The organism is Shigella sp. FC1567 (assembly GCF_001743015.1).
In the GTDB taxonomy this organism is placed as follows: Bacteria; Pseudomonadota; Gammaproteobacteria; order Enterobacterales; family Enterobacteriaceae; genus Escherichia; species Escherichia coli.
Window position 1 is genome coordinate 1 of record NZ_MIIV01000100.1, and the last position, 7,594, is coordinate 7,594.

Below are 7,594 nucleotides of genomic sequence, written 5' to 3' on the forward strand. Positions count from 1 at the left end.
TCGGCCTTTGAGGTCGTGGTATGGATGACGGATGGCTGGCCGCTGTATGAATCACGCCTGAAGGGAAAGCTGCACGTTATCAGCAAGCGTTACACTCAGCGCATTGAGCGACATAATCTGAATCTGAGACAACATCTGGCAAGGCTGGGACGGAAGTCACTGTCGTTCTCAAAATCGGTGGAGCTGCATGACAAGGTCATCGGGCATTATCTGAACATAAAACACTATCAGTAAGTTGGAGTCATTACCCGCGAAACCTACAAATATGCCGATATGCTGGCGATGTCCGCCAAGAAAGATGCGATGGTGCCGATGGGCGGCTTGCTGTGCATGAAAGACGACAGCTTCTTTGATGTGTACACCGAGTGCAGAACCCTTTGCGTGGTGCAGGAAGGCTTCCCGACATATGGCGGCCTGGAAGGCGGCGCGATGGAGCGTCTGGCGGTAGGTCTGTATGACGGCATGAATCTCGACTGGCTGGCTTATCGTATCGCGCAGGTACAGTATCTGGTCGATGGTCTGGAAGAGATTGGCGTTGTCTGCCAGCAGGCGGGCGGTCACGCGGCATTCGTTGATGCCGGTAAACTGCTGCCGAATATCCCGGCAGACCAGTTCCCGGCACAGGCGCTGGCGTGCGAGCTGTATAAAGTCGCCGGTATCCGTGCGGTAGAAATTGGCTCTTTCCTGTTAGGCCGCGATCCGAAAACCGGTAAACAACTGCCATGCCCGGCTGAACTGCTGCGTTTAACCATTCCGCGCGCAACATATACTCAAACACATATGGACTTCATTATTGAAGCCTTTAAACATGTGAAAGAGAACGCGGCGAATATTAAAGGATTAACCTTTACCTACGAACCAAAAGTATTGCGTCACTTCACCGCAAAACTGAAAGAAGTTTAATTAATACTACAGAGTGGCTATAAGGATGTTAGCCACTCTCTTACCCTACATCCTCAATAACAAAAATAGCCTTCCTCTAAAGGTGGCATCATGACTGATCAAGCTGAAAAAAAGCACTCTGCATTTTGGGGTGTTATGGTTATAGCAGGTACAGTAATTGGTGGAGGTATGTTTGCTTTACCTGTTGATCTTGCCGGTGCCTGGTTTTTCTGGGGTGCCTTTATCCTTATCATTGCCTGGTTTTCAATGCTTCATTCCGGGTTATTGTTATTAGAAGCAAATTTAAATTATCCTGTCGGCTCCAGTTTTAACACCATCACCAAAGATTTAATCGGTAACACCTGGAACATTATCAGCGGTATTACCGTTGCCTTCGTTCTCTATATCCTCACTTATGCCTATATCTCTGCTAATGGTGCGATCATTAGTGAAACGATATCAATGAATTTGGGCTATCACGCTAATCCACGTATTGTCGGGATCTGCACAGCCATTTTCGTTGCCAGCGTATTGTGGATAAGTTCGTTAGCCGCCAGTCGCATTACCTCATTGTTCCTCGGGCTGAAGATTATCTCCTTTGTGATCGTGTTTGGTTCTTTCTTCTTCCAGGTCGATTACTCCATCCTGCGCGATGCCACCAGCACCACTGCGGGAACGTCTTACTTCCCGTATATCTTTATGGCTTTGCCGGTGTGTCTGGCGTCATTTGGTTTCCACGGCAATATTCCCAGCCTGATTATTTGCTATGGAAAACGCAAAGATAAGTTAATCAAAAGCGTGGTATTTGGTTCGCTGCTGGCGCTGGTGATTTATCTCTTCTGGCTCTATTGCACGATGGGGAATATTCCGCGCGAAAGCTTTAAGGCGATAATCTCCTCAGGCGGCAACGTTGATTCGCTGGTGAAATCGTTCCTCGGCACCAAACAGCACGGCATTATCGAGTTTTGCCTGCTGGTGTTCTCTAACTTAGCTGTTGCCAGTTCGTTCTTTGGTGTCACGCTGGGGTTGTTCGATTATCTGGCGGACCTGTTTAAGATTGATAACTCCCACGGCGGGCGTTTCAAAACCGTGCTGTTAACCTTCCTGCCACCTGCGTTGTTGTATCTGATCTTCCCGAACGGCTTTATTTACGGGATCGGCGGTGCCGGGCTGTGCGCCACCATCTGGGCGGTCATTATTCCCGCAGTGCTTGCAATCAAAGCTCGCAAGAAGTTTCCCAATCAGATGTTCACGGTCTGGGGCGGCAATCTTATTCCGGCGATTGTCATTCTCTTTGGTATAACCGTGATTTTGTGCTGGTTCGGCAACGTCTTTAACGTGTTACCTAAATTTGGCTAAATCCTTCAAGAAGCCAGCCATTCGCTGGCTTCTTGCCTCTCAGGAAATCACTTATGTCCAAATGGCAACTCGCCTGATCCTCCTTCACCACGTATGCTTTGCGTCACCTTACTATCAGGACGCTTTAGCCCATGTCCCGCTTTTTGATTTGTAGTTTTGCCCTGGTTTTACTTTATCCCGCCGGGATTGATATGTACCTCGTTGGTTTACCGCGCATCGCCGCCGATCTCAATGCCAGCGAAGCGCAGTTGCATATTGCGTTCTCCGTATATCTGGCGGGGATGGCAGCTGCGATGTTATTTGCCGGTAAAGTGGCCGATCGTTCAGGGAGAAAGCCGGTCGCCATACCCGGCGCGGCGCTATTTATTATTGCCTCGGTGTTCTGTTCACTGGCTGAAACCAGCACGTTATTTCTTGCAGGCCGATTTCTACAGGGGTTGGGCGCAGGCTGTTGTTACGTAGTGGCGTTCGCCATTTTGCGCGACACGCTGGATGATCGACGTCGGGCTAAAGTGCTGTCATTACTCAACGGTATTACCTGCATCATTCCGGTGTTAGCGCCAGTGCTCGGACATCTGATTATGCTTAAATTCCCGTGGCAGAGTCTGTTCTGGGCGATGGCAATGATGGGCATCGCGGTACTGATGTTGTCTTTGTTTATTTTAAAAGAAACGCGCCCAGCGTCCCCCGCTGCTTCGGACAAACCACGAGAAAATAGCGAGTCGCTGCTTAATCGGTTTTTCCTCAGCCGTGTTGTTATCACCACCCTCAGCGTTTCGGTGATCCTCACTTTCGTCAATACATCGCCGGTATTGCTGATGGAAATCATGGGTTTTGAGCGCGGAGAATACGCCACCATTATGGCGTTGACCGCTGGCGTCAGCATGACCGTTTCATTCTCCACGCCATTTGCGCTGGGAATTTTTAAGCCACGTACGTTGATGATCACCTCGCAGGTGTTATTCCTTGCAGCGGGGATCACCCTTGCCGTTTCACCTTCCCATGCGGTTTCTCTGTTTGGTATCACACTGATTTGCGCCGGTTTCTCGGTAGGTTTTGGCGTAGCGATGAGTCAGGCGTTAGGACCATTTTCATTACGCGCGGGCGTAGCCAGCTCGACCTTAGGTATTGCGCAGGTTTGCGGTTCGTCACTGTGGATTTGGCTGGCAGCGGTGGTTGGTATCGGCGCATGGAATATGCTGATCGGGATTCTGATTGCCTGTAGCATAGTGAGCCTGTTGCTGATTATGTTCGTCGCGCCTGGACGCCCCGTTGCCGCTCATGAAGAAATCCATCACCACGCTTGATCTCAATCTGCTGCTCTGTCTGCAACTGCTGATGCAGGAGCGCAGCGTGACCAAAGCGGCGAAGCGGATGAACGTGACCCCTTCAGCGGTGAGTAAGTCGCTGGCAAAGTTAAGAGCGTGGTTTGACGACCCGCTCTTTGTGAACTCACCGCTGGGGCTGTCGCCCACACCGCTAATGGTCAGCATGGAGCAAAATCTGGCGGAATGGATGCAAATGAGCAATCTGCTGCTGGATAAACCGCACCACCAGACACCGCGCGGCCTGAAGTTTGAGTTGGCGGCGGAATCGCCGCTGATGATGATCATGCTTAATGCGCTGTCGAAACGGATCTACCAACGTTACCCGCAGGCGACCATCAAACTACGTAACTGGGATTACGATTCCTTAGATGCCATTACTCGTGGTGAAGTGGATATTGGTTTTTCCGGTCGCGAAAGCCATCCTCGCTCGCGGGAGCTGTTAAGCTCGCTACCGTTAGCCATTGATTATGAAGTGCTGTTTAGTGATGTACCCTGCGTCTGGTTACGCAAAGATCATCCGGCACTGCATGAAACGTGGAATCTGGACACCTTTTTACGTTATCCGCATATCAGCATTTGCTGGGAACAGAGCGACACCTGGGCGCTGGACAATGTGTTACAGGAGCTGGGGCGCGAACGCACGATTGCTATGAGCCTGCCGGAATTTGAGCAGTCACTGTTTATGGCAGCGCAACCCGACAATCTGCTACTGGCGACCGCGCCGCGCTACTGTCAGTACTACAATCAACTCCATCAACTGCCGTTGGTTGCTCTTCCTCTCCCGTTTGACGAAAGCCAGCAAAAAAAGCTGGAAGTTCCTTTTACCCTGCTGTGGCATAAACGGAACAGTCATAATCCGAAGATCGTCTGGTTACGGGAAACCATTAAAAACCTTTACGCGTCGATGGCATAACCGAATCGTATGAAACGCGACCCAATTTCACAATAAAATGTAAAAAAGTTGTAATAAGCTTGTCTGAATCGAACTTTTAGCCGCTTTAGTCTGTCCATCATTCCAGTAAATGATTACTCTTATATTCATAATGGACCATTAAGCATGGAGCGAAAAATGGCGACTCACTTTGCCCGAGGGATTTTAACGGAAGGACATCTGATTTCTGTTCGTCTCCCCTCCCAGTGTCATCAAGAAGCCCGAAACATTCCCCCTCATCGTCAAAGCCGTTTTCTGGCGTCCAGAGGTTTACTCGCAGAACTGATGTTCATGCTGTATGGCATTGGCGAATTGCCGGAAATCGTCACCCTGCCGAAAGGTAAACCGGTTTTCAGTGATAAAAATTTGCCTTCGTTTTCTATTTCCTATGCCGGGAATATGGTTGGCGTGGCGTTAACAACCGAAGGTGAATGTGGCCTCGATATGGAACTACAGCGTGCGACGCGCGGGTTTCATAGCCCACACGCGCCCGATAACCACACCTTTTCCAGCAATGAATCGCTATGGATCAGTAAACAAAACGATCCTAACGAAGCGCGGGCGCAGCTCATCACGCTGCGCCGAAGCGTGCTAAAACTAACCGGTGATGTTTTGAATGACGATCCGCGCGATCTGCAGCTGCTGCCCATTGCCGGACGCCTGAAATGTGCTCATGTAAATCATGTAGAAGCGTTATGCGACGCGGAGGACGTGCTGGTGTGGTCCGTGGCGGTCACGCCCGCGATTGAAAAGCTCAGTGTCTGGGAGTTAGATGGCAAACACAGCTGGAAAAGCCTGCCGGATATTCACAGCCGCGCCAACAATCCTACCAGCCGGATGATGCGTTTTGCCCAGCTCTCTACCGTGAAGTCTTTTTCGCCAAATTGATAGACAACCACAGGAGTCATTATGTCTGAAAAATTGCAGGTGGTTACGTTACTGGGGAGCCTGCGCAAAGGCTCATTTAATGGCATGGTTGCACGTACCCTGCCGAAAATTGCTCCGGCGAGCATGGAAGTCAATGCGTTACCTTCCATTGCCGACATTCCCCTGTATGACGCTGACGTACAGCAGGAAGAAGGTTTTCCAGCAACGGTTGAAGCTCTGGCGGAACAGATCCGTCAGGCTGACGGTGTGGTGATCGTCACGCCGGAATATAACTACTCGGTACCGGGTGGGCTGAAAAATGCCATCGACTGGCTTTCCCGCCTGCCGGATCAACCGCTGGCCGGTAAACCGGTGTTGATTCAGACCAGCTCAATGGGCGTGATTGGCGGCGCGCGCTGTCAGTATCACCTGCGCCAGATTCTGGTTTTCCTCGATGCAATGGTGATGAACAAGCCGGAATTTATGGGCGGCGTGATTCAGAACAAAGTTGATCGGCAAACCGGAGAAGTGATTGATCAGGGTACGCTGGACCACCTGACCGGGCAATTGACCGCATTTGGTGAGTTTATTCAGCGAGTTAAGATCTAAATAAAAAACCCGCCAGTAATCATGCATGGCGGGTTTTTAATGCGCTATCGATTTTAATGAGCGTCGATAAATACAATCTTCAGGATAAACAGCAGCGCAACGATGATTACGCACGGGCTAAGGTCACGCAGACGCCCGGTACCAATCTTCATCACGCAGTAGGAGATAAAGCCCAGCGCAATACCTTCGGTAATCGAAAAGCTGAACGGCATCATCACGGCGGTAATAAACGCCGGAACAGATTCAGTAAGATCCTGCCAGTTCACGCGAGCAAGACTTGAGGTCATCAACACGCCAACGTAGATCAACGCGCCAGCTGCAGCGTAGCCTGGCACCATTCCCGCCAGCGGCGACAGAAAGATAACCAGCAGGAACAGCAGACCAACAACCACTGCCGTCAGACCGGTACGACCGCCAACCGATACGCCGGAAGAGGACTCAATATAAGCCGTAACGGAAGAAGTACCGATAAACGAACCGGTCACGGAAGAGATACTGTCGACATACAGCGCTTGCTTCATGCGCGGGAATTTCCCCTTCTCATCCGCCAGACCTGCTTTATCGGTCACGCCAATCAGCGTACCGGAGGAGTCAAACAAGTTGACCAACATGAAAGAGAAAATCACCCCTGCCAGCCCGAGGTTAAACGACCCGGCTAAATCTACATGACCCACAACTGTCATTACGCTCGGCGGCGCAGAAACGATGCCATTGTAGTGCACATCACCCAGCATCCAGCCCAGCAGCGTCGTCACCACGATAGAAACCAGCACCGCTGCGTGAATGTTGCGCGAGGCCAGAATAGCAATGATGAAGAAGCCGAGGATACCCAGAAGTACGCTGTGAGAAGTCAGATTACCGATGCTCACCAGCGTTTCCGAGTTAGCGACAATCACACCTGCGTTTTTCAGCCCCATCATGCCGATAAACAGGCCGATACCGCTGGTAATACCCACACGCAGACTTACCGGAATGTTAGCAATCATCCAGTAACGAACGCGGAAAATGGTCAAAAGAAGCAGTCCGACAGCGCCCCAGAAGATTGCGCCCATACCGATCTGCCACGGCAGCCCCATTGCCTGGACAACCACAAAAGCGAAAAAGGCGTTAAGCCCCATCGCAGGAGCCAGCGCCACCGGAAGGTTTGCAAACAATCCCATCATAATGCTACCGAAAGCAGCAATCAGACAGGTTGTTACGAAGACGGCACTGGTGTCCATGCCAGCAACGCCCAGAATTTGTGGGTTAACAAAAACGATGTAAACCATCGTCAGGAAGGTGGTAAAACCGGCGATCACTTCGGTCCGTGCCGTCGTGCCATGTTCGCGCAGTTTAAACACGCGTTCCAGCATCCCCTGGCCAGAAGCCTGGGTTGTGTGTTGTTGACTCATTATCTATTTCCGGGTAATGACTCCAACTTACTGATAGTGTTTTATGTTCAGATAATGCCCGATGACCTTGTCATGCAGCTCCACCGATTTTGAGAACGACAGTGACTTCCATCCCAGCCTTGCCAGATGTTGTCTCAGATTCAGATTATGTCGCTCAATGCGCTGAGTGTAACGCTTGCTGATAACGTGCAGCTTTCCCTTCAGGCGTGATTCATACAGCGGCCAGC

The 7,594-nt window shown here is 50.8% G+C and carries 8 protein-coding genes and 1 pseudogene; 7 read left to right on the top strand and 2 right to left on the bottom strand.

Features of this window, described 5'->3' with window-relative positions; all coding sequences use genetic code 11:
* The 7 genes and pseudogenes from BHE85_RS07615 to yieF all read left to right on the top strand — a co-directional run.
* The coding region (locus tag BHE85_RS07615) for an IS1 family transposase (RefSeq protein WP_001393844.1) at positions 1-234 on the top strand (234 nt) is incomplete at its 5' end.
* A 9-nt stretch (positions 235-243) separates the two neighbouring features.
* Positions 244-903: pseudogene (locus tag BHE85_RS07620) on the top strand (tryptophanase); the annotation flags it as partial.
* 90 nt (positions 904-993) lie between these two features.
* Entirely contained in the window at positions 994-2,241 is a 1,248-nt protein-coding gene (tnaB, locus tag BHE85_RS07625; protein ID WP_000131911.1) for a low affinity tryptophan permease TnaB, read from the top strand.
* A gap of 131 nt (positions 2,242-2,372) precedes the next feature.
* Positions 2,373-3,548 carry a multidrug efflux MFS transporter MdtL gene (mdtL, locus tag BHE85_RS07630; protein WP_000085987.1) on the top strand — a complete coding sequence of 392 codons (1,176 nt, stop codon included), beginning with the start codon at positions 2,373-2,375 and terminating at the stop codon, positions 3,546-3,548.
* Positions 3,523-4,482 (top strand): HTH-type transcriptional regulator YidZ, encoded by a 960-nt coding sequence (gene yidZ, locus BHE85_RS07635; RefSeq protein WP_000748502.1) that lies wholly within the window; start codon positions 3,523-3,525, stop codon positions 4,480-4,482. Before mdtL ends, yidZ begins: the two co-directional genes overlap by 26 nt.
* Positions 4,483-4,638: 156 nt before the next feature.
* Positions 4,639-5,388 carry a 4'-phosphopantetheinyl transferase family protein gene (locus BHE85_RS07640; protein WP_000190670.1) on the top strand — a complete coding sequence of 250 codons (750 nt, stop codon included), beginning with the start codon at positions 4,639-4,641 and terminating at the stop codon, positions 5,386-5,388.
* 21 nt (positions 5,389-5,409) lie between these two features.
* Entirely contained in the window at positions 5,410-5,976 is a 567-nt protein-coding gene (gene yieF / locus BHE85_RS07645; RefSeq protein ID WP_001291271.1) for a class I chromate reductase YieF, read from the top strand.
* A 53-nt stretch (positions 5,977-6,029) separates the two neighbouring features.
* Here the strand turns inward: yieF and adeP are convergent, their stop codons facing one another.
* Together adeP and BHE85_RS07655 are read right to left on the bottom strand one after the other, a co-directional pair.
* Positions 6,030-7,367 (bottom strand): adenine permease AdeP, encoded by a 1,338-nt coding sequence (gene adeP / locus BHE85_RS07650; protein ID WP_000082690.1) that lies wholly within the window; start codon positions 7,365-7,367, stop codon positions 6,030-6,032.
* Positions 7,368-7,394: 27 nt separating this feature from the next.
* On the bottom strand, positions 7,395-7,594 hold a 200-nt coding region (locus BHE85_RS07655; RefSeq protein ID WP_242412320.1), incomplete at its 5' end, for an IS1 family transposase.